Source organism: Thermococcus gammatolerans EJ3, from assembly GCF_000022365.1.
Lineage (GTDB): Archaea > Methanobacteriota_B > Thermococci > Thermococcales > Thermococcaceae > Thermococcus > Thermococcus gammatolerans.
The window spans coordinates 292,372-315,954 of sequence record NC_012804.1 but is presented as its reverse complement, the minus strand read 5'-3'; the positions used below and the strand labels follow the sequence as shown (position 1 = coordinate 315,954).

Annotated in this window: 24 protein-coding genes and 2 tRNA genes; 13 read left to right on the top strand and 13 right to left on the bottom strand. The window is 54.7% G+C overall.

Going from position 1 to position 23,583, the window contains the following annotated elements:
- Positions 1-15: 15 nt before the first annotated feature.
- On the bottom strand, positions 16-2,445 hold the full coding sequence (locus TGAM_RS01680) for an ABC transporter substrate-binding protein (protein ID WP_238516232.1): 2,430 nt from the start codon (positions 2,443-2,445) through the stop codon (positions 16-18).
- 256 nt (positions 2,446-2,701) lie between these two features.
- On the opposite strand from TGAM_RS01680, the gene TGAM_RS01675 reads away from it, so the two are divergent.
- From TGAM_RS01675 to TGAM_RS01665, 3 genes are read left to right on the top strand one after another with little or no spacing between them, the layout of a single operon-like run.
- Complete coding sequence (locus TGAM_RS01675) at positions 2,702-3,925, top strand: dihydroorotase (protein ID WP_015857950.1); 1,224 nt, start codon at positions 2,702-2,704, stop codon at positions 3,923-3,925.
- Entirely contained in the window at positions 3,909-4,610 is a 702-nt protein-coding gene (locus TGAM_RS01670; RefSeq protein WP_048811005.1) for a dihydroorotate dehydrogenase electron transfer subunit, read from the top strand. Before TGAM_RS01675 ends, TGAM_RS01670 begins: the two co-directional genes overlap by 17 nt.
- A gap of 52 nt (positions 4,611-4,662) precedes the next feature.
- Complete coding sequence (locus TGAM_RS01665) at positions 4,663-6,180, top strand: HEAT repeat domain-containing protein (RefSeq protein WP_015857948.1); 1,518 nt, start codon at positions 4,663-4,665, stop codon at positions 6,178-6,180.
- On the opposite strand, the gene TGAM_RS01660 is transcribed toward TGAM_RS01665, so the two are convergent.
- Positions 6,157-6,495 (bottom strand): nascent polypeptide-associated complex protein, encoded by a 339-nt coding sequence (locus tag TGAM_RS01660; RefSeq protein WP_015857947.1) that lies wholly within the window; start codon positions 6,493-6,495, stop codon positions 6,157-6,159. The two genes, TGAM_RS01665 and TGAM_RS01660, sit on opposite strands and share 24 nt — an antisense overlap.
- Before the next feature lie 39 nt (positions 6,496-6,534).
- Here TGAM_RS01660 and TGAM_RS01655 point away from each other — a divergent pair, with 39 nt between their 5' ends.
- On the top strand, positions 6,535-6,765 hold the full coding sequence (locus tag TGAM_RS01655) for a hypothetical protein (RefSeq protein WP_048811004.1): 231 nt from the start codon (positions 6,535-6,537) through the stop codon (positions 6,763-6,765).
- A 70-nt stretch (positions 6,766-6,835) separates the two neighbouring features.
- Here the strand turns inward: TGAM_RS01655 and TGAM_RS01650 are convergent, their stop codons facing one another.
- The 3 genes from TGAM_RS01650 to TGAM_RS01640 are packed head-to-tail and all read right to left on the bottom strand — an operon-like array spanning position 6,836 to position 9,069.
- A complete protein-coding gene (locus tag TGAM_RS01650; RefSeq protein ID WP_015857946.1) occupies positions 6,836-7,855 on the bottom strand; it encodes a tetratricopeptide repeat protein in 1,020 nt (339 codons plus the stop codon).
- On the bottom strand, positions 7,843-8,367 hold the full coding sequence (gene otg / locus TGAM_RS01645; RefSeq protein WP_015857945.1) for a methylated-DNA--protein-cysteine methyltransferase: 525 nt from the start codon (positions 8,365-8,367) through the stop codon (positions 7,843-7,845). Before otg ends, TGAM_RS01650 begins: the two co-directional genes overlap by 13 nt.
- Positions 8,368-9,069 carry an RNA methyltransferase gene (locus tag TGAM_RS01640; protein ID WP_094745796.1) on the bottom strand — a complete coding sequence of 234 codons (702 nt, stop codon included), beginning with the start codon at positions 9,067-9,069 and terminating at the stop codon, positions 8,368-8,370.
- 50 nt (positions 9,070-9,119) lie between these two features.
- Here TGAM_RS01640 and TGAM_RS01635 point away from each other — a divergent pair, with 50 nt between their 5' ends.
- The 6 genes from TGAM_RS01635 to TGAM_RS01610 all read left to right on the top strand — a co-directional run bounded on the left by TGAM_RS01635 (position 9,120) and on the right by TGAM_RS01610 (position 13,760).
- Positions 9,120-9,674 carry a hypothetical protein gene (locus tag TGAM_RS01635; protein WP_015857943.1) on the top strand — a complete coding sequence of 185 codons (555 nt, stop codon included), beginning with the start codon at positions 9,120-9,122 and terminating at the stop codon, positions 9,672-9,674.
- A 4-nt stretch (positions 9,675-9,678) separates the two neighbouring features.
- Positions 9,679-10,608 (top strand): 2-dehydropantoate 2-reductase, encoded by a 930-nt coding sequence (locus TGAM_RS01630; RefSeq protein ID WP_015857942.1) that lies wholly within the window; start codon positions 9,679-9,681, stop codon positions 10,606-10,608.
- Positions 10,609-10,610: 2 nt separating this feature from the next.
- On the top strand, positions 10,611-11,258 hold the full coding sequence (locus tag TGAM_RS01625; protein WP_015857941.1) for a TIGR00153 family protein: 648 nt from the start codon (positions 10,611-10,613) through the stop codon (positions 11,256-11,258).
- Positions 11,259-11,262: 4 nt separating this feature from the next.
- The gene (locus tag TGAM_RS01620; protein WP_015857940.1) at positions 11,263-12,177 is read left to right on the top strand and encodes a hydroxyacid dehydrogenase; all 915 of its coding nucleotides are present in this window, start codon (positions 11,263-11,265) and stop codon (positions 12,175-12,177) included.
- Positions 12,178-12,402: 225 nt separating this feature from the next.
- Entirely contained in the window at positions 12,403-13,254 is an 852-nt protein-coding gene (locus TGAM_RS01615; RefSeq protein WP_015857939.1) for a fumarate hydratase, read from the top strand.
- A complete protein-coding gene (locus tag TGAM_RS01610; protein WP_015857938.1) occupies positions 13,251-13,760 on the top strand; it encodes a FumA C-terminus/TtdB family hydratase beta subunit in 510 nt (169 codons plus the stop codon). The genes TGAM_RS01615 and TGAM_RS01610 overlap by 4 nt, the downstream gene beginning before the upstream one ends.
- On the opposite strand, the gene TGAM_RS01605 is transcribed toward TGAM_RS01610, so the two are convergent.
- Both TGAM_RS01605 and TGAM_RS01600 read right to left on the bottom strand, forming a co-directional pair.
- On the bottom strand, positions 13,757-15,361 hold the full coding sequence (locus TGAM_RS01605) for an acyl CoA:acetate/3-ketoacid CoA transferase (RefSeq protein ID WP_238516231.1): 1,605 nt from the start codon (positions 15,359-15,361) through the stop codon (positions 13,757-13,759). The two genes, TGAM_RS01610 and TGAM_RS01605, sit on opposite strands and share 4 nt — an antisense overlap.
- A 53-nt stretch (positions 15,362-15,414) precedes the next feature.
- Positions 15,415-15,651, bottom strand: a complete 237-nt coding sequence (locus tag TGAM_RS01600; protein WP_048811003.1) for a hypothetical protein — start codon at positions 15,649-15,651, stop codon at positions 15,415-15,417.
- A 61-nt stretch (positions 15,652-15,712) separates the two neighbouring features.
- Between TGAM_RS01600 and TGAM_RS01595 the strand changes: the two genes are divergently transcribed.
- A tRNA-Ala gene (locus tag TGAM_RS01595) sits at positions 15,713-15,790 on the top strand.
- A 280-nt stretch (positions 15,791-16,070) separates the two neighbouring features.
- On the opposite strand, the gene TGAM_RS01590 is transcribed toward TGAM_RS01595, so the two are convergent.
- The 3 genes from TGAM_RS01590 to tpiA form a co-directional block, all read right to left on the bottom strand.
- Positions 16,071-16,147, bottom strand: a tRNA-Val gene (locus TGAM_RS01590).
- A gap of 40 nt (positions 16,148-16,187) precedes the next feature.
- A complete protein-coding gene (gene dph5 / locus TGAM_RS01585) occupies positions 16,188-16,982 on the bottom strand; it encodes a diphthine synthase (protein WP_015857935.1) in 795 nt (264 codons plus the stop codon).
- Positions 16,983-17,033: 51 nt separating this feature from the next.
- Positions 17,034-17,714 (bottom strand): triose-phosphate isomerase, encoded by a 681-nt coding sequence (tpiA, locus tag TGAM_RS01580; RefSeq protein ID WP_015857934.1) that lies wholly within the window; start codon positions 17,712-17,714, stop codon positions 17,034-17,036.
- Positions 17,715-17,835: 121 nt separating this feature from the next.
- On the opposite strand from tpiA, the gene TGAM_RS01575 reads away from it, so the two are divergent.
- The gene (locus TGAM_RS01575) at positions 17,836-18,291 is read left to right on the top strand and encodes a hypothetical protein (RefSeq protein ID WP_238516230.1); all 456 of its coding nucleotides are present in this window, start codon (positions 17,836-17,838) and stop codon (positions 18,289-18,291) included.
- On the opposite strand, the gene TGAM_RS01570 is transcribed toward TGAM_RS01575, so the two are convergent.
- Genes TGAM_RS01570 through TGAM_RS01560 form a run of 3 tightly spaced genes read right to left on the bottom strand, consistent with a single transcriptional unit; the run spans position 18,262 to position 21,767 of the window.
- A complete protein-coding gene (locus tag TGAM_RS01570; RefSeq protein WP_015857932.1) occupies positions 18,262-18,651 on the bottom strand; it encodes a hypothetical protein in 390 nt (129 codons plus the stop codon). The two genes, TGAM_RS01575 and TGAM_RS01570, sit on opposite strands and share 30 nt — an antisense overlap.
- A gap of 34 nt (positions 18,652-18,685) precedes the next feature.
- Positions 18,686-21,427 carry an alanine--tRNA ligase gene (alaS, locus tag TGAM_RS01565; protein WP_015857931.1) on the bottom strand — a complete coding sequence of 914 codons (2,742 nt, stop codon included), beginning with the start codon at positions 21,425-21,427 and terminating at the stop codon, positions 18,686-18,688.
- Positions 21,428-21,470: 43 nt separating this feature from the next.
- Positions 21,471-21,767 carry a hypothetical protein gene (locus TGAM_RS01560; protein ID WP_015857930.1) on the bottom strand — a complete coding sequence of 99 codons (297 nt, stop codon included), beginning with the start codon at positions 21,765-21,767 and terminating at the stop codon, positions 21,471-21,473.
- A gap of 261 nt (positions 21,768-22,028) precedes the next feature.
- Between TGAM_RS01560 and TGAM_RS01555 the strand changes: the two genes are divergently transcribed.
- Positions 22,029-23,579, top strand: coding sequence for an alanine/glycine:cation symporter family protein (locus tag TGAM_RS01555; protein ID WP_048811001.1), 1,551 nt, complete (start codon positions 22,029-22,031; stop codon positions 23,577-23,579).
- Positions 23,580-23,583: the final 4 nt, after the last annotated feature.

Genomic DNA, 23,583 nt, shown 5'->3' with positions numbered 1-23,583 from the left:
AGAGGGGAAAGGGGGTCACTTTCTCCTCCTGAGGAGGAGTGGGATTATTGCGAGGCCTATGAGGGCCGCTGGACCACAGATGCCTCCACCGCCCTCAGAAGTCGTCGTAGTCGTAGTAGTGGTCGTAGTAGTCGTGGTCTCGCCTCCTCCTGAGGTCGTTGTCGTGGTCTCGCCGCCACCTGACGTTGTGGTCGTGGTTGTTGTGGTGGTCTCCGGAGGAGCGTTGAGCTTGCCAACGAACGTCAGGAACTCCCTGACGGTAACGGTGTTCTTGTGACCGTGCTCCGGACCCATGCCGTTCGGAGTCCATCCGTACCAGTTGGTGTAGAAGAACGCCATGTAACCGTCAACCCACTGGCTCGGCAGACCGCTGGTACCCCAACCACCGGTGTAGAGGTTCCACTTGTAGTTGGCTGGATCCTCAGCAAAGACTACGGCACCAGCCTTCTTCCTGTCCCAGAGGAGCTTCTCAACCTTGAAGCCGAACTTGTCCTCAAGGAGCTTGGAGACGTAGAGACCGATCTCCTTCCTCTCGTCCTCGATACGGATGATGAACTTAATGGTGACCGGCTTGCCGTCGAAGTACCAGTAACCGTCAGCCTTCCTCTCGAGGGTGTGGCCGTACTTGGCAACCTGCTCCTTGGCCTTCTCCATACCCTCGTTGAGGAGGTAGAGTGCGTAGTCCTCGTCTCCGGCGGTGCTCATTCCAAGGGCCTGGTAAACAGGCTCGAAGTACTTGTCGGCCGGGTGGCTCGGCCTGATGCAGCCAAGCATAGCCTTGCCGCTACCCTGGTAGATGTTCTGCACGATATAGTCCCTGCTGACGAGCCAGTTGAGGGCATAGCGGATCTCCCTGACGGCGAACGGGTTGAAGTAAACGTTGTCACCAACGGTGACGATCGGAGCGTCCTTGTCCGGGTCGTGCCAGTCGTTAACGGTCAGCTCGTTGTAGGAGCTGGCGCTCTTGAAGAGCTTGAGCTTGCTTATGACGTCCTCACCGAGACCGCTGTAAACACCGGACGGGAAGGCGAACATTCCAATGTCGTACTCGCCCTTGGCGATCTGGAGTATGACGGTCTCCTGACCCTGAACACCAATGTACTCGATGACGTCCGGAACCGGGTCAATCGGAAGTCCGCTGTCCTTACCGAGGACGTTCCTCTCGCCGGTGAACTTCTCGAGCTTGAGGTAGAGGGCGTTCGGGTCGTACTTGACGAGCTTGTACGGACCGTTGCTTATGAAGAGGTTGCCGTAGTTGTTGAAGAACTGCTTGTCGGCGTTGAACCTGTCGGTGGCAGCGTTCCAGTCGATGTCAGTCACGTTGCCCTTGAAGTCACCGTTCATGATGGCGTCCATTATCTTGATGATGTCTTGATCGTGCTCCTTGGTGAGGAGGTCAAGCCAGAGTATTCCCTCACCGGAGCTGCTGAAGGAGTAAGTCTTGTCGATGCCGTACTTCTTGGAGTTGGCGACGAGCTCGCCCATAGCCCAGTAGAGCTCCCACGGGAGGCTCGGGTAGAACATGTAGTAAGCCGCTATCTGGTCGTCGGCGAGCGGGTGGACGTACTTACCGTAAACGGTGTAACCGTTGTCGGTGAACTCGAAACCGAGGATGTTCTGGAGACCAGCTGCCGTTGAGGAGAGTCCCTCATCATAGTACGGGTCTCCAGGATAGTCTTCATAGGCCCAGGCGTAGTAGAAGGCAATGTAGTTCTTTATGTCGTCGATGCTTCCCTTGACGCCGTTGTGCCACTCGCCAACGTCACAGGTGTAGGTGACCTTAACCTTGTAGTCCTCGCCTTTGTGAGCAGCAATCCAGCCCTGGGTCTGGTTGTAGATAACGGCATCGTCCGGAACCTTACCTGGGGTCTTGTCGATCTCCCAGGTGCACCTGTACGGGGAGTAAATACCGTCGAAGTTGGTGGCTCCACCATAGTCGGTGACGAGGGTTGAGACCCTAACGCTGTAAACGTCGTTGAGACCTCCAACGGGGTTGAAGGCGCTCATGAACATGGCTCCGGTTGAGGCGAACTGGGCGATCTTGAGCTTTCCGTCAGGGGTCTTGGCGGTCATCGGGCTCCAGCGGGTTCCGAGACCGACGTTGGGGTCTGAGACTATCTCCTTAACTCTCTCCTTGTTGGCCGGGAAGAAAGTCCAGGTCTCGACGAGGAAGACACGCGGGCTCTCGAAGATACCGAGACCCATGTTGATCTTCGCAAGATCCCAGAACTGGTCAGGGTTCGTAACATCAAAGGTCTTGTTGTTGAACTCGTGGGTGAAGTATGAGGTCAAGTATGCTGAGTCATCAAGGGTCATGTCGAGGATCCCGTCGAGATCCTCAGCGGTTTTGTAGTACTTGGTCTCGAATGCCTGGAGGGCGAATTTAATGTAGTCGTCGTCGCTGTACGCTGCAGCCGGGCGCACAAAGAAAACACTAAACACCATCAATCCTATTATAAACAAACTGAAAACCTTCCTGTTCATATTCCACTGCCTCCTTTCAGTTTTGGCAAGTCTGCCTTCTCTAGGCCATGGCAGCATTAGTTTATACATCTGATCCCTTTTAAGGATTACGATACTCAGAAGGCTATCACCCCCAGGGATAAAGCCTTAGGGCGTCAATTGACGAAAAGGAGAAAGCTGACGGTCGATACAAACGTAAAGGTTTTAACGAACTAGAACCAACTCAACGCGGGCTTCAATGCACGAGCTCGTTTTGACCGGAAAGTTCACGCTCAAAGGAGAAGTCGTGAGAGGAAGTATAGGAATTGACGAAGGCAGGATATCTGCTATTTACGCGCGTAAAATCCCTGGAGAAGAAACGATAGACCTTTCCCAGTATCTAATCCTGCCAGGTTTAATAGACACCCACGTCCACCTAAGGGACTTCGAGCAGAAGGAAAAAGAAACCGTTGAGAGCGGGACGAAGGCTGCTCTACATGGAGGAATCACGGCCGTTTTGGACATGCCCAACACAAAGCCGCCGGTCATGGACTCGAAGACATTTGAAAAACGTCTTGAGCTCTTCCAGAGGAAGGCCTACACCGACTATGCCCTCGGCTTTCTGATAAGGAGCAACTGCGAAGAGGCCAGAAAGGCCGGGGCCGACTTCTACAAGGCCTTTATGGGGGCCTCAACGGGTGGGATTTACTCGGGAGATTTTGAGGGCGACTACGCCTGCTCGCCAGGCGTTTTAAGCGTCCACGCGGAAGATGCGGAGCTAATCAGGGAGAACCCAGAGAGACCATCCAGGGCCGAGGAAGTAGCTATAAAAAGGGCCCTTGAGAGTGCTGAAAAGCTTAAAAAGCCCCTCAACATCTGCCACGTCTCAACGAGAGGAGGGATTGAAGCAATACTTCAAAGAAACCTTCCCTGGGTGAGCTTTGAGGTTACCCCACACCACCTGTTCCTAACGAGGGAGGACTACAAGAGAAACCCACTCCTGAAGGTCTATCCTCCGCTGAGGACGGAGGAGCACGTTAAGGCGCTCTGGGAGAACTTTTCCCGGATTCCGATAATAGCGAGCGACCACGCGCCACACACAGTGGAGGACAAGGAAGCGGGAACGGCGGGGATTCCGGGCCTTGAGACTGAGGTAGCTTTGCTCCTCGATGCGGCCAACAGGGGGATCATAAGCGTCTTTGACATCGTGAAGAAAATGCACGACAACCCGGTTAAGGTTTTCGGAATCAGGGGACGGGACTTTGCCATCGGAAACGAGGCCACATTTACGGTCGTTGACCTTAAGCGGGAGTGGACTGTCAAACCGGAGGAACTCTATACAAAGGCCAAATGGAGCCCCTGGGAAGGAAGGAAGCTGAAGGGGAAGGTCGTGATGACGATTCTCCGCGGAAGAGTCGTTATGGAGGATGGTGAAATCGTAGGAAAACCGGAGGGGGTTCGTTTGAATGTACAGCGTGGTTGAGCTGAGGGAGACCTGGGAGGTTGCAAAGAACGTTAGGGCCTTCAGGCTCTCAAAGGGGTTCGACTTCACGCCGGGACAGTTCGTCATGGTCTGGCTTCCAGGGGTTGGCGAGAAGCCCTTCAGCCTGGCCTGGAAGGACCTGCTCGTGATTAAACGCGTCGGGCCATTCACGTCGAGGCTCTTCGAGTTGCAGGAGGGGGATAGACTCTGGATTCGCGGGCCCTACGGGAGAGGCTTTGAGAGAAAATGGAACAGAGTAGCGCTCGTTTCAGGGGGAATTGGCATTCCACCGCTCTACGCGCTTGTAAGGGCCTGGAGAAATGAGTTTGAGGGGATAACGCTAATCTACGGCGCCCGCTCGAAGGAAGAACTGGCCCTCCTCGATATCGAGGACTACGTGGACGAGGTTGTAATCACTACCGACGATGGCTCGGCCGGCAAAAAAGGCTTCCCAACGGACGTTTTGGCGGAGAGAAGGGGAGAGTTCGATGGGGTTTACGCTTGCGGTCCAGAACCGATGCTCAAGGCTGTTCTGAGGATCATGGACTACGAAAACGTCCAGGTCTCGGCGGAGCGCTACATGAAGTGCGGAATTGGCGTCTGCGGTTCCTGCAACCTCGGGAAGTACCTCGTGTGTCGTGACGGTCCAGTGTTCGAGGGAGAAAAGCTGAGAGGGGTAATGTAACAACCGAAAGCTTAAATCATAAAGGGCCGTAAAATGAATCCGGGGGCCTTCAATGCAGAAGGAAGAAGTGATAATCGAAAAAAGTGGCATTAGGGAGGATCTTCTCTCCTGGAACATAAAAGAAGTTGTCGCTCTTGCCGAGAACTATGACGAAGCGTTCCATATTGTTAAGGAACTTTTAAGGGACAAGAACCCCATCGTGAAAACCAACGCGCTTCAGGTCATCAAGGAGATGATAAAGAGGGGCACGCTGGATCGGAGGAAGGTAACCGAGGTGGTAGAGGATATCGTGGAGCTCGCCAAGGACAAGGACGAGAGGGTCTCCCTCAAGGCTATAGAGGTCCTCAACCTTCTCCTAGAGAAGGAGGAACTGGACGAGAATCAGTACGAGCTTGTCACCGATGCCCTTATGGACATAATCAAGAGAGGTGCCCCCCTACTAAGTGAGTACGCTTCAGAAGGTCTTGGAAAAGCAGGTGCTAAAGTCCTCAAACTGGCAAGAAAATTAATAGGATGGCTGTTCTCCCTTATAAAATCTTCAAAGGATAGACAGGTTCAGAGTGCTGCTATCGCCGCCCTTACCGAGATGGCAGCGAGAACGGAGGATAAGAGGATATTCAACGAGATCTTTGACAACATGGCCGATCTTCTTGATCACATCGATCCATACATTCAGGAGAGAGCCCTCCTCGCGCTCGACAGAATGCTTTCCAGAGCGGAAATACTGACGAAGAGAAATAAGATAAAGGCCATGAAAAAAATCAGAGAGATCAGCAATGACGTTCGCCTTGCTTCAAAGGCAAGTCTGATCCTCGAGAAGCTGGAGAAGATAAGCGGAGAGGAAGAAGAAATTCTAACCAAGCAAGAACTCAAGAAAAAGCTGGAGATAAGTGAATACGGGCCGGATGACGTTGAAAGACTCCTTGACGCCGGTAAAACTGATATCGTAGCCGAGCTGGCAAAGATAGATCCGATAGTCATGTCGATGATCCTGGAAATGCTGCACTCCGACGATCCCGTGAGGAGAATGGACGCCCTCTGGGTTCTCTCAAAGGTAACCTCCCAGCTAACACCAACGGACGCTTACTCAGTGCTTCCCGTTCTTGCGGAATTCCTGAAGAGCAGAAATCCCTGGGCGAGAAAAACTGCCGCGGAAACGATGGCCGACATATATTCGCTCTATCCCGGAACCGCACAGTTCTTCACGTCACTTCTTGATGTTCTGCTTAGATCCTCCAGAGATGCAGACGTTGAGGGAGCTCTCGAGCTGATATTTTCCCTTCAGCACCGTCTCCCAACGCCAGAGTTCGAGATGGCAATGGTCTCAATACTCTCAGACCTCCTCCGGAGGAAGGAAACGAGGGCAGTGACGCTGCGCTTTATGGCCAGAGAGGCCCAGAGGCTTATGGATTTTGACTACGAGGGGCTTATCCAGCTGGAAAATGCCCTAAAGGAAATCTACGGGGATGAAGGTGGGAAGTACGACAACATAATCGCCTCGCTGATAGACCTCATCGAAGACCTCATAAAACTCAAGAAAAAGGAGTCAGGATCCCTCGGTCAGCTGTAGTATTGCCTCCGCTATGTCCCCTTTCGTTTCTTTCAACGCTTTTAGCGCGGTTTCCCTGTCAACGCCGGCCTGCTCCATGACGAGCTCGATGTCCTCTTCGGGAATCTCAATTACCTCCCTTACCTCCTCACTCCCGGGGACAATCTGATAGGTCTTCTCACCCTGAACGACCATGACCGTAACTACGGGGTTCCTGAGGACTATTTCCTTGCCCTCAAGCTTGAGAACAACCTCCTTAACGCCTTCTAACTCTTCCATCTTTATGCCGAGTTGCTTCATGAGCTTCTTCATCTGTCTCGGGTTCATTCCCATCATCCTGACCACCAGCTAAGGTTCGCGGGGGCTCTTAAAAGGTTGGCGGAAGATTTTAACGGCCTTCTTCGAAAGGTCTCCGGTGGTGACGATGCCCCACCGTCCGGAGGCGACGTAACCCTTAGAACCCTCGCGGCGGCGTTTCTTCTCACGGCCCTTGGCGGGGTGGCGCTCTACGTTCTCGCGGACTACCTCAAGCGCTACGCCGAACGGAAAGAGAAGGAAATTGAGGAGGAATTGAGGGAGCTCGAAGACTCTGGAGACGTTTACTGACCCCCTGAAGGCCAGCTTCAGGAGCGGCGGGTAACGAGGGTACCAAAGAATATAAGGAAAGTCAACCCCTTTAATTCTCAGGGAATTGTGAGGTCTCCTCGTTGGCCTTAAGGATTCTCTGCCTGTACTCCTCGTACTTCTTCCTCGCTTCTTCTGCCTTCTCCTTCTCGCCGAGGTACTCGTAGGCCTCAGCCACGTGCTTCCACCACATCGGGTCATTTTCAGCTTCCTTGAGGCAGTACTCGAGGAACTTCTGGTAGGCCTCTCTCGCGAGCTCTTCCCTTCCGAGCTTCCTCGCTATGTTGCCGACGTCCTCCCAGAAGACGCCCTCCTCCTGGGCCTCCTTGGTGTAGTACTCAAGGGCCTTCTCCCAGGCTTCCCTGGCCTTCTCCTCGTTTCCTAGTTCTTCGTAGAGCTTGGCAACATCTTCCCAGAACCAGGGCTCCTCCTCGGCGTACTTTTCAAGCGCCCTGGCGGCCCTCTCCATGTTTCCTGCCTTCTTCCAGTACTCGTGGGCCTCCTTCAGGTAGTAGGTGTCCTTCTCCTTCTCATAGAGCTTTTCGTAGAGCTCAGCTGCCTTCTCGTACTTTCCAGCTTTCTCGTAGGCCCACGCCGCGCTCTCAAGCCAGCCGAGCTTGAGGTACATCTCGGCGGCCTTCTCGTAGTTTCCGGCCTTCTCGTATTTCCTCGCGGCCTGCTTGTAGCGTCCCATCCTCTCAAGCTTTTCAGCCGAGCGGAAGCGGTCCGCTATGCTCAAATCGGGCTCGCTTATATACCAGATTCCGAAGGCGAAGAGCAGGATGAAGAACGCTATGATTCCTCCAACGATTTCCAGCTTCTGCCAGGTGAGCACGAGGTAGGAGCCGTAGCCCGCTATCGCGGTGAGGACTGCCAGAATGGCCCCGTACTTCCAGCTCTCGGCGTAAAGGGTCAGCGCCGTGAAAAACAGCAGTGCAAGCGTGAAACCTACGAAGCCTACCGCGAGGATTAACTGTAGCAGTTTAACCCATCCCCATTCGTACACTATGAAGCCCGCTATCGCCAGAACAGCTATCAGGAAGCCTATTATGTAAGCCTTCAGCCTGTCCATTCCTTCACCCCCTCAAGTTCGAGCAGGAACTTCTTTTCTTCAATCCCAAGGTTATAGTGGCCGATGCCCTCTCTGGAGACAACCCGATGACAGGGGACGATTATTGGATACGGGTTTCTCTTCATCGCCCCACCGACCGCTCTCGGCGACGTTTCAAGGGCCTTCGCAAGGCTACCGTAGGTTATAACGGTGCCTCTTTTAACGTTTTTCGTGAGCCATTCGTAAACGCGCCTCTCAAAGGGCGTTACGCCCTCGAAGGAGAGCTCGGGCAAAGCCTTCTCGTTCTCTAACTCGCCGATGAGAACGCGGTAGACGAGCTCGGTGTAGTTGCTCGGCTGGACGTCGAGGGAAACTCTAACGTCCCTTCCCCGCAGGAATTCGGCGAGGTTTCTGATTCTCTCCAAAAGCTCGCCCCTCGTGAAGGCGAAGCTTATCCCCTGAATCCTGCCGTGAAAGATTACCCCAATCCAAATGTCTCTCCCGTTGACCCCAAACCTCTCCACCGCGAGCATTCAGCATTCCTCCAGCCTCTTAACGGCCCTTCTCAGCGGGCCTATGAGGGTGTGCACCTCCCGACCATAGAGGAAGGCCTTGCCGACTGCCTTCCGGAAGACCTTGACGAAAACCTCTCGCCTCTCCTCGTCCTTAGGATACTCGAGAACTTTTAAAAGCTCGGCCCACACCCTAACGAGCGCCTCCTTTTCATCTCTCGTCGCAGGTTTTAGGGCTTCGACAGAGGGTTCGGGCCTGGTCTTTGAAAGCTCGTAGAGTATAACCGCAACCGCCTGAGCTAAATTCATGACGGGATAATCCTCGCTCGTCGGAATCGTGACGATTAGGTCGAGCCTCTCAAGCTCCTCGTTCTTAAGCCCTATGCTCTCCCGGCCGAAGAACAGACCGACCTCGCCGGTGTAGCCCTTCAGGGTTTCCCTCAGCTCCCAGGGATAAAGCGGTGCGCGGTAGGATATGAACCTCCTTCCGGGCTTTCCGGTGGTTCCAACGGTCAAATCGAACAGTTCTAAAGCTTCCTCGAAGGTTTCCACGATGGTTGCGTTCTTGAGAACATCCCTTGCGTGGACCGCATAGCTGTAGCTCTCCTCGCTTAAGTTAGGGTTCACGAGGACTAACCTGGAGAAGCCGAAGTTCTTCATCGTCCGCGCCACCATACCTATGTTCGCAGGCCCCTCTGGCTCGACGAGAACGACACTCGGCATCATAACGAAAGGGTTTAAAGAGAGGTGCATTAAAGGCTTCCGGTGAGAGAATGAGGAATAGAAACGAGCTCATCCCCTTCGCGGCCGGCATAGTGCTCGCCGCGTACCTCGTTCAACGTGTTCCCACAGAGGCCGTGAAGTACCTCGTTCCCTATGCCCTCCTGCTCATCCCAGGAATAAAGAGAAAAAGCCTTCCCTTCGCGGCTTCGTCGCTCTTCGCACTGGCCTTTCTCGAGTGGCTCCTAGTTCACGATTACATTGCAATCATCGTCATGGGAATGGCCCTTCTTGAAACTCCCATCAGGATGGGAAAACAGCCCGTAAAGCTCTGGGAAAGGGTTATCAACGTGATTGTAGCGGGTGCAGTGGCATACGTTTCCGTGATTTCACCGGAGACGGCCTTCAAGATCGTGGGGGTGCTAACGGCAATCGGACTCCTCTCGAGCAACAGGTCGATCTCAGGGGGTGCGCTCGTTACTGCCTCGGCGTTTTTCGTAGGAATAGCACTTAGCGGAACGAGCGACATGAACCCAGACCTTTTCATAGGAGTGGGAGCGCTGCTGCTTCTTTATTCGCTCAACCATCTGAGGAAACTTCTGAGGTGAGATCATGAGGATTTACGTACTCGGAGCGGGAAGCATAGGCTCCCTCCTCGGCGCGCTTTTAGCTAAAGCCGGAAACGACGTCCTGCTCATCGGGAGGGAAGAGCAGGTAAGAGCTGTGAACGAGAGGAGATTGAAAGTTATCGGCGTTGAAGAGTTTGAGGTGAAGGTTAACGCCTCCCTCCACGCACCGGACGAGCCACCTGAGCTTCTCCTCCTCACGACGAAGTCCTACTCAACGAAGACCGCCTTAGAGTGCGCGAGGAACTGCATAGGGCCAGAGACATGGGTTCTAAGCGTTCAAAACGGCCTCGGAAACGAAGATCTCGCGATGAAGTACACGGACAGGGTAATCGGCGGGATAACCACCAACGGCGCGATGCTCGTCGAGTGGGGGGTTGTCAGGTGGACGGGGAAGGGAATAACGGTCATCGGAAAGTACCCGACCGGAAAGGCCGAGTTTGTTGAAAGGGTCGCGAGGGTCTTCAATGAGGCAGGAATAGAGACGGAGGTCACGGAGAACGCAGTTGGCTGGAAGTGGGCGAAGGCGATAGTTAATTCCGTCATAAACGGCCTTGGCACCGTGCTGGAGGTCAAGAATGGGGCTTTGAGAGAGATCCCGGAGCTTGAGGGGATTTCAATCGAGATAGCACGGGAAGGCTGTATGGTTGCGCAGCAACTCGGCATCGAGTTCGAGGTTCATCCGCTTGAACTGCTCTGGGACACGATAGAGAGAACGCGGGAAAACTACAACTCGACCCTGCAAGACATAATGCGAGGAAGGAAAACGGAAGTGGACTACATTCACGGCAAGATCGTTGAATACGCCCACTCCGTTGGCCTTGAGGCCCCGAGAAATGAACTCCTGTGGGCGCTCATAAAAGCAAAGGAGGGCAAGATAGATAAACCCAACTTCCGTAATATTTTCGGGGGATGAAGATGGCGATCTTCGGTGGAAAGGAGAACGACGTTTTCAAGGCATTGAACGACCACCTAGAGGTCGTCCATGAAACGCTGAAGGCTTTTAGGGCGCTTGTGGAGAGCTACCTTGCGGGCAGAATCAACGAGGCTGAGAAGTTCGAGAGGGAAGTCAGCGAGCTCGAAACCAAGGCGGACAAGCTGAGGAGGAGCATAGAGATGATGCTCTATGAGGGAGCCTTTCTGCCTGCCAACAGGGGAGACTACGTCAGGCTGAGCGAGCTTGTCGACCAGGTCGCCGATGCGGCCGAGAGCGCTGCCCACACGATAATACTGGCAAAACCCCGCGTTCCCGGTGAACTCTCCGGAGAGTTTTTAGCCCTCGTCGATTCCGGCATAGACACCTATGAGAAGCTCATGAAGGCTGTTAAAGCCCTCAACACCGACGTTGACAGGGCGATGGACCTGGCGAAACAGGTTGAGGACGCGGAGGAAAAGGCCGATGAGATCGAGTACAACCTTAAGAAGCACGTGTTTGAAAGCGAGGAAATAACCACCTACGCAAAGATAATATGGAACCAGATCATAACGAAGATCGGTGATATAGCGGATCGTGCCGAGGACGCATCCGATCAGGTCCTGCTCATGTCAGTAAAAAGGAGGGGGTGAATAAATGAAAGTTCTCGTTGCGGCGCCGCTGCATGAGAAAGCCCTGGAGGTTTTGAAAAAGGCCGGTTTTGAGATTCTCTACGAGGAGTATCCCGACGAGGAGAGGCTCGTTGAGCTCGTCCGCGATGTTGACGCGATTATAGTAAGGAGCAAGCCGAAGGTGACGAGAAGGGTCATCGAGAACGCTCCCAAGCTCAAGGTCATTGGAAGGGCCGGTGTTGGCCTCGACAACATAGACCTCGAGGCCGCGAAGGAGAGGGGCATTAAGGTCGTCAACAGCCCGGGAGCGAGCTCAAGGAGCGTTGCGGAGCTCGTCTTCGGCCTGCTCTTCGCGGTGGCCAGAAAGGTGGCCTTCGCCGACAGGAAGATGAGGGAAGGCGTCTGGGCCAAGAAGCAGTGCATGGGAATCGAGCTCGAGGGCAAGACCATCGGAATCATCGGCTTCGGAAGGATAGGGTACCAGGTGGCAAAGATAGCGAAGGCCTTTGAAATGAACGTACTCCTTTACGATCCGTATCCTAACGAAGAACGTGCAAAGGAGGTCGGCGGAAGGTTCACCAGCCTGGAAGAGCTCCTCAGGGAGAGCGACGTGGTAACGCTCCACGTTCCGCTCATCGATGCCACCTACCACCTCATCAACGAGGAACGCCTTAAGCTCATGAAGAAGACCGCGATACTCATAAACGCCGCCCGCGGAGCGGTCGTCGACACGGAAGCACTCGTTAAGGCCCTTCAGGAGGGCTGGATTTACGGAGCGGGCCTCGACGTCTTCGAGGAGGAGCCGCTTTCGAAGGATCACCCGCTCACGAAGCTCGACAACGTGGTTCTAACGCCGCACATCGGAGCATCCACCGAGGAGGCCCAGATGCGCGCTGGCGTTCAGGTCGCGGAGCAGATAGTCGAGATTTTGAAGGGCTGAGGCCCTTTCCCTTCTTACTTCTGACGCCCGCTGAACCAGGTTCGGTGTTCTCGGGGCAGATACTACCAGTATAGTTGTGATAGTCTGGGCGAAATGTTTACCAGTATAATGGTAGAGTTTTGGCTGAAAGTTTACCAGCATAGCGATGAACTTTGGGGAGTTCTTATGGCATTCTCGCGTCAATCTTTTTAACTCCCACGCCCAGCTTAAACAGGTGAGTGCCTATTGATAGAGGCAATCGTCGAGGCGATAAGGCTCGCGGTGACAAGGATTCCAGACGACGTCGTTTCCGCTTTGAGAGAAGCCTACGAGCGCGAGGACAACGGGGTAGCGCGCTTCAACCTTGAGAACATCCTGAGGGCGGTAGAGATTGGCAGAACCGAGTCCATACCCGTCTGCCAGGACACGGGAACGCTCACCTTCTTCGTGAGGGCGGGAGTTGGTAGCCCTTTCCTTGGCGAGCTGAGGGGATGGTTAATCGAGGCAACGAGGCTCGCGATGGAAAAAGTCCCGCTCAGGCCCAACGCAGTGGACGTTCTCACGGGAAAGAACTCGGGCGACAACACGGGCAGGGGCGCTCCGATAGTCCACTGGGAGCTTACCGAGGGCGATGAAATAGAGATGGCAGTTCTGCCCAAGGGAGGTGGAAGCGAGAACTGCTCCGCCTTGGCAATGCTCACGCCAGGCGAGGGCTGGGAAGGAGTTAAGCGCTTCGTCGTCGAGAGGGTTAAGGCCTGCGGTGGAAAGCCCTGCCCTCCGGTTGTTCTGGGCATAGGCGTCGGCGGTGGCGCCGATTACTCCCTCCTGCTAGCGAAGAAGGCCCTCCTCAGGCGGGTCGGCGAGAGGAACCCTGACGAAAGGATTGCGGAAATCGAGGGGGAGCTTCTGGAGGAAGTAAACGCCCTCGGAGTCGGCCCGATGGGGATGGGCGGGAAAACGACCGCGTTGGATGTCAAGATAGAGGTCGCCCACAGGCACCCCGCGAGCTTCCCCGTTGGCCTAATAGTCCAGTGCTGGGCCAACAGGCGGGCCTTCGTGAGGATAAAGCCCGACGGGAGGGTCGAGGTACGGCAGTGAGGCTGAGAACCCCGCTGAGCATGGAGGATGTCCTTAGACTGAAGGCGGGGGACGTCGTTTACCTATCGGGGGAAATCGTTACCGCGAGGGACTCGGCCCACAGGAGAATTCTGAGCCTTCCGAAGGAGGGACTGCCCTTCAACCCTGAGGGGGCCGTAATCTACCACTGCGGGCCCGTCGTGAGGAAAACCCACGGGAGCTACGAGATAGTCTCGGCAGGGCCGACGACGAGCGCGAGAATGAACCTCTACCTCGACGGGGTTCTTGACCTGGGCGTCAGGGGGATAATTGGGAAAGGAGGAATGAAAGCTGAGCCGTTCAGGGGCAGAGCGGTTTACTTCGCCTTTACTGGAGGGGCCGGCTCGCTCGCGGCAAAGAGCATAAAGCGCGTTAGAGCCGTCCACTGGCTCGACCTTGGAATACCTGAGGCCCTCTGGGTTCTTGAGGTGGAGGATTTCCCCCTGCTGGTCGCAATCGACGCGCACGGGAACTCGCTCTACCGCTAAAGCTCCTCGCCGAGTCCCATCGGCTCCTCCCCAAAGATTCTCTCGTCCATTTCCCTCAGCTTCGGGCTGATCAGGGGCTCGAACTCCATGTTGGCGAGTATGTCCCTCTCGACGTCCACCCCGGGAGCGTATTCTTCGAGCACGAGGCCCTTCCTTGTGAGCCTGAAGACGGCCCTTTCCGTTATGTAGACCACTTCCTGCCCCTTTTCCAGTCCGAGGCTGGCGTTGTAGACGACCTTGTAAACCCGCCTCACGAACTTCCTGACGTTCCCCTCGCGGATTATCTCCAGGCGTCCGTTTCTCACCCGGAGCTCCTTCTTTCCGGCGGTGAAGTGTCCCGCGAAGAACATCCGCGGTGAGCCGTATGATATCACGGGGAATCCGCCCGGGCCGGGAAGCCTCCCCGGGAGGAGCGAGGGGTTAACGTTTCCCCTCTCGTCCACCTGCATGAAGCCCAGGCTGGCCGCGTCTATCACTCCCCCCTCGTAGTTGGCGAACTGGTCGGGCTGGGAGATTATCGCGAATGGCCCTATTGAGGCGCCGAAGTCCGGGCCGCCGAGGGCTATCCCGCCGAAGGGGCCGGATTCAACGGTGGTGAACACCCACTCGGAGAGGCCCTCCTCAATGGCGACCCCCGCAATTCTGTCCGGGATTCCTATGCCGAGGTTAACCAGGACGGGCCTTTTGAGCCTCTTCACGAGGTTTATCATCTCGAGCAGTATCCTCCTCGCGATAACCTTCTTGGTGCTCAGCTCCATGGTTTCGCCACCCTTCAGCGGCGGTATCACCTCCCCCGAGATCCTAGGGTCGTAGGTGATGTTGGCGCTCTGTCTGTGGTACTCCTCTGGGGAAACGACCACGTAGTCAACGAGCGGGCCGGGAACCCTGACGTTCTGCGGGTTGAGGGACGGATACCTCGCCACCCTCTCCACCTGGGCTATGACGATTCCCTTGCCGGGTTCGGCCTTCGCGGCCTGAGCTAAGTTGAGTATCTCCGTGAAGGCCCCTTCCTTTTCTGTGGTGACGTTTCCAATCTCGTCCGCGGTTGTGCCCCTGATGAGGGCAACGTTTGGCTTTGGGGCACGGTAGAACAGGTACTCCTCACCGTCTATCTCGACGACGTCTATCCTGCAGCGTTTCTTCTTCCTCGCCAGCTCGTTGAGGTAGCCCCCATCCTCCCTCGGGTCGAGGAAGGTTCCTAGGCCGACCTTCGTGAGGACGCCGGGCAGACCCCTCGAGACTTCCCTGAAGAACCACGAGGCGGTGCCTATTGACCACGTGTAGCCTTCTATCTTATTCTCCTCTATGAGCTTCTGGAGGTAGGGCGACCAGCCCGGATAGGTTACCAGCATCCCGGCTAGGAAATCCTGATCCTCGTCGCGGTAGAGCTCTTCGAGTATCCTGTCAAGCACCCTTCCGGGGGCAGTTGGAATTGGGTTTACCTCGAGGAAGATGCCCTTAGGGTGGCCGGTCTTCCTGTAACGTTCGAAAAGCTTGAGGAGCAGGTACTCAGGGGCAACCAGAAGGTTGAAGCCTGAAACCGCTATAACAGCTCTATCTGGAACAGCTTGGACGGCAACGGTTGATTCTACGACCTTCATACCCATTACCCCTGCCGCTTATTGTTCAACTTACGGCGGCGGGGCTTATATGGTTACCGCCATCCGAGGGGCGCGATTCCTCCGGCAGAACTTCTCCAAACAAATCCAATCTTCTCCTCTACTTCTGCAAGGCCCTCTCTGAGCTCCAGTAACTGGGTGTGTATGCCGAGAGAAGTGTCTCCTTCGTGAGCGGAACATCCCCGCGCGCCTATCCTACCCCAGTAGCTAATTGGCATTTGCATGTTAAAAGTTATCCTTTTCCAGTGGAAATTAAACCCAAACATGTCCAACAATGCACCGCGATGAACCAAAACTTTTTAAAGTCAACTAGTCCCCACTATAAGCGGGTGTGGGCCGGTAGCTCAGCCTGGTACGAGCGCCGCCCTCGCAAGGCGGAGGCCGCGGGTTCAAATCCCGCCCGGTCCACCATAGAAACCTTTTCTGACAAAATTTTGCAACAGCCTCTGGGAAAGGCTGGGGAAATGACCGCCCCTCCTCCAAATGAGCAAAAAGTTAGTCGTACACTCTCAAAGGGGTTTATTTTCCTTGACGCCCTTCGGGCGTCGATTTAAAAGTAAACCCACAACCAGGGACAATTTGATGAGTTCCCACTCTCAAACTGCCAACTGAAGAAAAAATCACTCGAAATATAACATTCCAGAAGGAGCTACGAACCTTGGTCAAACTTCGCCTGCGCGAAGTTTGTAACTGGTGGGCCCGCGGGGATTCGAACCCCGGACCTCCACCTTGTAAGGGTGGCGTCATAACCGTCTAGACCACGGGCCCGCCCGAAAGGGAAAAACTGAAGTGGGATATAAAGCTTTCGCTAAACTTCCTCCAAAATCTCCTCAGGAGCCCCAGCGAACTCAACCAGATACTCAGCCTCAACAACGTGGAGCCTTCCCGGCACGATAAGAACGTGCGGCTGTCTCCCAAAGTCCTCATGGATCATGTCTTTAACGTAGCCCGCCCTTATCGTCGGGTTCAACGAACCTGCTCTGGCCAAAACCACGACGAGTGTTTCCGGCGTAAAGATTCCCTCCTTCTTCATATCCTCAACCTGAAGGAGTATTTCCATCGCCTCATTAGCTGTCATATAACGGTTCTGCTCGGCCTTTATGTCAAGGAAAAGAAGGGTGTGCAGGCCACGCTCCCTGTTTTCTTTAATCACGTCGTAGTAGCTCGTTGGAAACCAGTTCCTCTCGGGATAAGCGACGGTCGCGCTCTTTCCAAACTTGTAGATCTGAAGTCCCGTCACTGCCACAGCCGAGTATATGCTGGGGGCGTGGATTACGTAGCTCTCAACACCTGCTTTCTTCGCCCGGATTCTCAGGTCGGAGTGAGTGGTAGCCACCATTGGATCGCCCGCCGTAAGAAAGGCAACGTCTTTCTCCTTGGCCTCAGGTAGAACAATTTTTTCAAAGTTCAGCTCGACATCTTCCCGGCTCAACCGGATTATCGGCTTTCCTATGAGCCCTTCAATCCTCTCCATAGTTGTGCCGGCCAAAAGCGAGGTGTAGAACTCGGCGAAGATTTTATCGCATTTCCTGGCCGTTTTGAGGCCCTTGAGCGTTATGTCCCTCTCATCGTATAGTCCGAGGCCGATGAAGTATAGCGCCATAGTTACCACCGGTTCAAGAAGGGAGTAAGGACTTAAAAAGAAAACGTGAGTTCAGATGATGAGGGACACCAAGTCCCTTATTGCCTTCTCGGGATCCTTAGCTTTGGTAACACCGCTTGCAAGCAGAACTCCAACGCTTCCGAGCTCAAGGGCCTTCTTGACATCCTCGCCAGTGCTTATTCCTGCACCAGTGAGGACTTTAACCTCAGGGTTAACTTTCTTGACGAGCTCAACTGTATCAGTTATGACCTCCGGCTTGGCCTTGCTGACGGGGATGCCGGTGCCTATAAGTTCTGGCGGTTCGACGGCAACGTAGTCTGGGCCGAGAGCTGCCACCGCAGCCGAAACGGCTGGATTGTTGGAGCAGACCATCGTCATAAGTCCAACTTCTTCGGCTCTTCTAATGCTCGCCTCAAGGTCCGCCAAGATCATCCTGTTCTCGGAGTGGTTGAGGAGGGTTCCAACGGCCCCGGCTTCCTTAACTGCCTCGGGAAGGACGTGACCGGTGTGGCTTCCGGGCTTAATCGGGTCTATGTGCTGGGCGAAGACCGGGATCTCAACGCTCTCCGCTACCATCCTGAGGTCGGCGAGCTGGGGCGCGACGACTATGGTTATCCCCGTCTCTTTGTAGACCTTTTCAGCGGCCTTCGCTATTGCCAAAGCTCTCTTTCCGGTTGCCTCGATGTAGGTCTTGAAGTTAATCGCTATAATAGGTTCCTTCAGCTTCGTCATGGGTATCACCGTTGGTGTTATGGGTTTGATCCTTAAACGTCTTTCCCAAGAGATAACCACAACCCATCGTAACAACCTACACAAAAGAGTTAAGTATCACCGGGCCCAGTATAAAGCGGGGATGGTCATGAACAAAGCGCTGTTAGTGATGGCCATAGTAACGCTGGCCCTCTTTGGATACGCCGTCAAAACGGCCCACCTGCCACCCGCGAGCGTTTCATACCATGAAGTTTTCTACAAGGACAACACAACGGTGGTCTTCGTCGAAAAGGACGGGTGGGGCCTCTTCGAGATTGACCTAAAGCCCAAAGTCAAGGACTTCGAGCTGAGCATGAGCTTTCCCAAAGGAACCGAGTACCTCGTTGAGTACAACGGGAAGCAATACAATGGGACGAATGAGTTCAAGGTAAAGGTCACCAAGGGGGGCACGATGTACGTCCACTTCAAGGTGCCCCTCGACATCGTGAACTCGATCTACCACCAGAACGGAAAGGCGGAGATAAAGGTGCACATGGAGAAAATCCCCTTCTGGCGGGACGACTACACCTTACACCTGATCCCCAGGAAGGAAGACTGACCGTCCAAGGAATGTTCCCAACTCCCCGAGCGTTTCTTTTTCATCGATCAGCCTCACCCGTAGTCCTATCTCCTCCGCGTAGCTGAGAACCCAGCCAGGGCTCGCTTTGAAGGGCGTTACAATCCAGAGCTCTGGAAAACCGGCACGGTGAGCCTTGACAACGTCGTAAAGAACCCTCTGGGGGAACCACTTGAAAGAAGCCTCGAGCTCTATCGCCAAAACCTTTTCTTCGCTCTCAAGTATTGCAACGTCTATCCTCGTCCCGTCCGGCGTTCGGTATTCTGGAACGGCCTTGAAGCCGAGCTCATCGGCGAGCGCGATTATCTGACGTGTTAGGGTTTTGACCTTGATTGGGGACACCTCGTGAGTTGAATCAAGAGGAGAAAAGAAAAGCTCACCCGAGCCTCCTCTTGACCTCCTCTATCGCCTCCTCTGCCTTCAGCGGGTTCTTTATCCTGCCCTGGGCAAGTTCTTTCCTTCCGCCACCGCCACCGCCGGCGACGGAGGTTATTATTTTCGCCAGCTCTCCCGCTTTAAGGTCAAGGCCGTCGCCAACGGCAACGACAAAGTGACCCTCCCTGCTGATGAGGACTACAACCCTCTTCTCCTTCCTGAGCCTGTTGGCGGCCTCGCGGAGGTCGTTCATCGTGCCCTCAACCACAGCTCCGATGAACTCAATATCGCCAACCTTCTCGACCTTGTTCTCCAGCTCGTAGACGAGAAGCTTTGCCAGCTCTTTCCTGAGCTTCTCGACCTCTTTCCTTGCTTCCTTCCACTCGTTGAAGAACCTCTCCGCCGTCTCTGGCACCTTCTCAGGCGGGACGCGGAAGATTTCGGCGGTCTTCTTGAGAAGCCTCTCGGTCTCCTGCATCCAGTCGATTGCCGCTTCTCCCGCCGCGAAGATTATCCTCTCAACGCCATCCTGTATGCGCTCGGTCCGCAGAATCTTAATCGGGCCGATTAAACCTGTGTTCGGCAGGTGCGTTCCACCGCAGGCCTGGACGTCCCAGTCCTCTATTTTAACGACCCTTATCGTTCTTCCGGGAACGACGCCGCCCTGATAAAGGCGGAAGCCGTACTTCATCTCCGCTTCAGTCCTCGGAAGCCACTCCCAGGTCACCTTCCTGTTCTCCATGACGACGCGGTTGGCGAGCCTCTCAATTTCCCTGAGTTCCTCCTCGGTTATGCGCTTGTAGTGGGAGATGTCCAGCCTGGCCCAGTCGGTGTGGAGCTGACTTCCAGCTTGCCAGACGTGCTTTCCTAAGACCCTGACGAGCGCGCCCATGAGGACGTGCGTTCCCGTGTGGTGGCGCATGTGCTGTATCCTCCTGTCCCAGTCGAGCTTCCCATGAACTTTGGCACCTTTCTTGAAGAGCTCCGGTTTATCAACGCGGTGGAGGATTACCTTCCCGACCTTCTGGACGTTCGTAACCCTGACTTCTTCCCCATCAACCTCGAGCGTTCCGGTGTCGTAGGGCTGACCGCCACCTTCGGGGTAGAAGGCCGTCTGGTTGAGCACGACCCAGTCGTCTATGACCTTAACGACTTCTGCATCGAACTCCTTCATGAAGGGGTCCTCGTAGTAGAGCGTCCTCGTCTCGGGTAAGTCCTTAACGAGTTCGAAGTCCACTACATACTCAGCGACGGTCTTCTTCTCGGTCTTCTCGGCCTGTTTAGCCACGAGCGTGTAGAAGTTGTCGGGAATCTCGACCTTTATGCCCTCCTTCTGAGCCACTTCCGCCACTATCTCAGGGGTAAGGCCGTGGCTCTCGTAGAAGAGGATGAGCTTTTCGAGCGGAAGCTCGTTTATGCCCTTCTTCTTGAGCTTCGCTATCTCTCTCCTGACGAGGTCGCTTCCCCTCTTGAGGGTCTCGTGGTAGCGCTTCTCTTCAACGTTGATTATGTCGAGGATAACATCCTCCATCTCCTTGAACTCTGGGAACGTCGGCGAGAGCTCCTTTATGTGCATCGCGACGATTTCAGCGAGCGGAACTTCGAGGCCGAGCTCCCTCAGATGTCTTATGCTCTTCCTTATGAGGAGCCTCGCGAGGTAGCCGGCCTTGACGTTGGACGGGATTACGCCGTCGGCGAGCATGAAAGTTAAGGCCTTGGTGTGGTCGGCTATCGCGTAGATGAGCTCGTAGGGCCTAACAGCCTTCTCAAGCTCCTCGACGGTTATTCCAACGCGCTTGGCAACCTGCTCGCGGAGGTAGCGCAGGTCACCCATGTCCTCGATGTCAAACATTCCAGCGAGGCGGGAGTTCTCCATCAGAATTCTCTCATCTATCTTTTCAACGCCCGCCATCTTCTTGAGCGGTTCGATGACGTAGCCGAGGACGGCGTCGTAAGCGGTGGGCGTGCCGTGGCTCATCCAGACGAGCCTCTCAAGACCGTAGCCGGTATCGACAACCTTCGTCTCCATCGGGACGTAGTAGTCTCCCTTTATCTCGACCACCTGGCTCGGGTCGGCGTTTTCTGGGGCCTTCTTGTACTGCATGAAGACGAGCGTTGCCACTTCCAGACCGCGATAGAGCACCTCAAAGGCCGGGCCCGCGTTCCCACCGCCCGCCCAGGGGTTCTCCTTGAAGGTAATGTCCTCTGGCTTCATTTTCAGTTCCTTCGTGAAGAACTCGAAGGCGAGCTCAACGGTCTCGTCCATCCAGTAAATCGGCTTCCCCGGGTAGTTGAAGGCGTGGTGGGCCATCATCTCGAAAATCGTAAAGTGCCTGCCCGTGATTCCGACGTTGTCTATGTCGGTGAAGCGAATCGAGGGCTGGCTTATGGTGAGCGGGTTGGCTGGAGGGTCGGCCTCACCGCTGATTACCCAGGGCTGGAAGTCCATTATACTCGCTCCAACGAGGAGGACATCGTCTCTCCAGCGCGGAAGAACCGGGTAGCGCTTGACCCTTCCGTGGCCGTGCTTCTCAAAGAAGCTCAGGAACTTCTCGCGCATCTCGTCAAGGGTGTACTTCTTCGGTATGCCAGGCTTTCCTATGAACCCGTACTCGTCACACGGCGGGTCGCCACAGGTTTCCCTGTCCGGGTCAAGCGTCCAGAAGTATTTACCGCACTTAGGGCACTTCTTCCTTACCCAGCCTTCCTCTTTAAACATTCTCGTGGTCATGTCCATGCCCATGCTCTTCACCCCTTAAGCTGGAACTAAAAAGAGGCCAACCCTATTAAGGTTTTTCTCCACAGTTCTGGCCAGAATCGGGATCCTCAAGCCCCTCTTCCTGAACTATTACAAACGGTATCTTGAGCTTTTTCAGGAACTCGATTATCTGTTTCTCCCTCCTCTCAAGGAGTTCTATCTTATACCTGAGGCTCGTGTTCTCAATGCTAAGACTTGTAACCTCTTCCGTCTTCCTTTTGAGCTGCATTCTGAGCTCTATTATCTCCTCTTCAAGCTCGCGAATCGAACGTTCGAGCCTCTCGATCTCCTCTATGTACTCTCGACAGAGACGCCGTTTTATCATGCCGGTCAGCCCCGCGAAACCTCTTCACAGATCAGGGGGCTCCAGACTCATCATCCCACCATATCTTCAGCTACCCACCTGGGCTCAAGGTCTCATAAGCCTTTTCATTGAGCAATCGAATATGAAGGAAATTTCCTTTATAAATTTCAAGATTAAGGTTTAAAAGGATCAATTACATAGGTGTACTGATCAGTGGCTACATGCACAATGTACGTGGTAGAAGAGCAATACTGCACATGACACAGATAAGAGGTGTTGAAAATGAGTGCCATTGTGGACTTCATAAACTGGCTCGATGGGGAAGTCTGGGGCGTCCCCATGATAGTGCTGCTGGTGGGTACCGGCATATTGTTAACAACTATTCTAAAGGCGATACAGTTCAGAAGACTGGGGTGGGCGATACGCTTCACCCTGTTCGAGGGGCGCAAAAAAACGGGAGAGGGTGACATCACGCCGTTTCAGGCGTTGATGGCAACAATATCCGGAACGGTTGGCATCGGTAACATCGCTGGCGTTGCAACGGCCATACACTTCGGCGGTCCGGGGGCGTTATTCTGGATGTGGATAACCGCGCTCGTGGGAATGGCCACGAGGTATTCGGAAGGTCTACTCGGCGTCGCCTTTAGAGACAAACTGCCAGACGGAACGCAAATAGGCGGAACTTTCAACTTCCTAGAGAAGGGCTTTGCCATGAAGAACATTCCGAAGACGGGCAAATACATAGCGGCTGTCTTTACGCTCCTCTTCGCGGTATTCGTGGGTCGCGACGCCATGAAACTAAGCGGTGCGACGCAGGTAGGAGCAATAATAATTGCGGTGCTGTTCGCTATTCTCGGTCTGTTCCTGCTCAAGGACGACGCGTACCCAACGCTCGGCAAGGTTCTTGCGGTGCTCTTCGCACTGTTCGCATCGATCGCGGCCTTTGGAATTGGAAACATGACCCAGTCAAACTCAGTCGCTGATGCGTTGAAAACGGCCTTCCACATCCCCATGTGGGCCACCGGACTTGCCCTAGCAGTCCTGACCTTCATAGTCGTCATCGGCGGTATCAAGAGGATCGGCGAAGTGGCTGAAATGCTCGTTCCGTTCATGGCAATAATTTACTTCATCTTCGCCATAGGCGTGTGGATCAAATTCGCAGGAAAACTCCCATCTGCCTTCGCCCTCATAGTCAAGGACGCCTTCACCGGCCAGGCAGTCGCAGGTGGAGCGATCGGTCAGGTTGTGCTCTGGGGAGTCAAGAGGGGCCTGTTCTCCAATGAGGCAGGTCTCGGTACGGCAACGCTCGCCCACGCCGCAGCTAAGACCGACCACCCGTCAAGGCAGGCCCACGTGGCAATGCTCGGTCCCTTCATCGACACCCTCATAATCTGCACCCTCACCGGCGTCTCAATAGTCGTCACTGAGGCTTACCTCGACCCCAACCTCAACGGTGCCCCGCTGACCCAGGCTGCGTTCGCAGCAGCGTTTGGACATGCTGGTGAAATAATGGTGGCAATAGGCATAGTCCTCTTCGCGTACTCCACGATACTCGCCTGGTCGTTCTACGGCAGGCAGAACGTCATGTACCTGGCCAAGTGGCTCGAGAAGGATCCGGAGAAGTTCGCGAGGCTCTATCCCAGGCTCCACCTGATATACAACCTGCTCTTCGTCGTCTTCATCTACATCGGGGCCGTCACGAAGCTGGAAACCGTCTGGAACTTCTCGGACATGATGAACGGACTGATGGCAATTCCGAACCTGATAGGCCTTCTCGTGCTCTCCTGGTACGTCAAGGAGAAGACGGAGGAGTTCATCTCAGCCAACCCGTGATTTC